The sequence below is a fragment of the Gelidibacter sp. genome, from assembly GCF_035577925.1.
GTDB lineage: Bacteria > Bacteroidota > Bacteroidia > Flavobacteriales > Flavobacteriaceae > Gelidibacter.
In genome coordinates this window covers 1-1695 of the sequence record NZ_DATJCY010000074.1, presented here as the reverse complement: position 1 = coordinate 1695, position 1695 = coordinate 1, and the positions used below count along the sequence as shown (strand labels likewise).

The following is a 1695-nucleotide window of genomic DNA, read 5'->3' as shown; positions in this document are numbered from 1 at the left end:
TTGGTGTATGATGGACAACCAGGCTTTTTCAGGATTTTCACAGAAGCTATAAAGATTGATATAGTACATCAAGGTTTGCCTTATCATGGTTGTAAGATTGGAAAAACTCCAATCTCGTTTTACTTTCTTTTTAATAACAGATAGCAGTAGGTTGGCGATGAGCGTAACCCAAATTTGTATCTTATACCAATTATAAAAAATAAATAGTCCAATATTTGTTTATTAGATTTTTTTATTTTAACTTTGGACTATCTAATAATTATAACAAAATGGCATATCCCTTTCAAATTACAATTACCGAAAGTATCAGTGAACTCCGTAGTCTTCAACGTAAAAATGGAGAGCTGATTGGTAAACGTTTATTAATGCTTATAGAGATTAAAAAGCATGAAAAAACCGGAATTTCCAAAAGAGAACTTTCAAAGATTACAGGTATCAATCATAATAGTATTGTAAAATGGAGAAACCAATACCAAAAGGAAGGGATTACTCCTTTATTAACTCATGGAAGAATTGGCGGATTCAAGAAGAGTGTATTTTCCAAAGAAGAGCATGAGAAGATTGAAAAGAAATTGAATAACCCCAAAAATGGCATTAGAGGGTATACAGAACTATTAGAGTGGGTAAATCAAGAATTTTCTAAGGAAATAAAATATATTACTTTATTAAAATACAGCCAGCGTCACTTTGGAAGCAAAATAAAGGTTGCCCGTAAAAGTCATGTAAAAAAGGATGATTTGATGGTTGACACTTTTAAAAAAACTTCAGTCAAAAATGCCAGGAAATAGCTTTACAATCTGATGTAAAATTCAAAACAGTTAATTTGTATTTTCAAGATGAGAGCCGTTTTGGATTATTCACTCGAAATGGCAAAGCATTGACTGCAAAAGGAGTGAAGCCGATATGTCCATTTCATCAAATCTTTAAGAATCTCTACTTATTTGGTGCGTTCTCGCCCATTGGTGGAGACCAATTCCTATTGGAACTGCCTAATTGTAACTCAGAAATCTTTCAGCTTTTTCTGGATCAGTTTTCATTAAATCGCCCTGATGAATTAAAAATAGTGGCATTGGATAATGGTGCTTTTCACAAAGCGAAATCTTTAAAAATACCGGAAAATATTGTCCTAATATTTTTGCCACCTTACAGTCCTGAACTAAACCCTGCAGAAAATATGTGGGGAGTATTAAAAAGGGGATTCACTAACAAAATTCACTATGAACTGGAGGAAGTAAGTGAGTTTATTACAATGGCTATTGGCAAATTAACACCAACTAAAATTAAAAGCATTTGTGGATTTGAATATATATTCTCAGAACTTGATTGGACTATGTAATAATTATATTTGGTATTACCCTATTCCATTCATTTTACTTCAGCAGCTACCCACGATCATAATATGCTCCGTAAATTGAAGCTAAGCAATGGTGCATTTTTAGCCATGGACAGAGCCTATATTGACTATAAAGTGTTTGAGCAGTTTACACAGGAAGGTGTGTTTTATGTGACCAAAATGAAGAAAAATCAACGCTTTATACAACAGGACAGCTGTTATCTTGTAAATGAAAACGGATTGGTTGTTTTGCACGATGCAGAAGTGGAGTTTTCCAAAGATGACATAAAACACAAGTCTCGAAAGATTGAATATTGGGAAGCTGATAAGCAGCAATCTGTGGTATTGCTAACCAATAATTT

Annotated in this window: 3 protein-coding genes; all 3 read left to right on the top strand. The window is 33.2% G+C overall.

Features of this window, described 5'->3' with window-relative positions:
• Positions 1-269 precede the first annotated feature (269 nt).
• Positions 270-788, top strand: a complete 519-nt coding sequence (locus tag VNJ50_RS02340) for a helix-turn-helix domain-containing protein (RefSeq protein ID WP_325578676.1) — start codon at positions 270-272, stop codon at positions 786-788.
• Complete coding sequence (locus VNJ50_RS02335) at positions 785-1336, top strand: IS630 family transposase (RefSeq protein ID WP_325578678.1); 552 nt, start codon at positions 785-787, stop codon at positions 1334-1336. Before VNJ50_RS02340 ends, VNJ50_RS02335 begins: the two co-directional genes overlap by 4 nt.
• A gap of 9 nt (positions 1337-1345) precedes the next feature.
• Positions 1346-1695: transposase (locus VNJ50_RS02330; RefSeq protein ID WP_325578674.1), on the top strand; the 350-nt coding region annotated here is incomplete at its 3' end.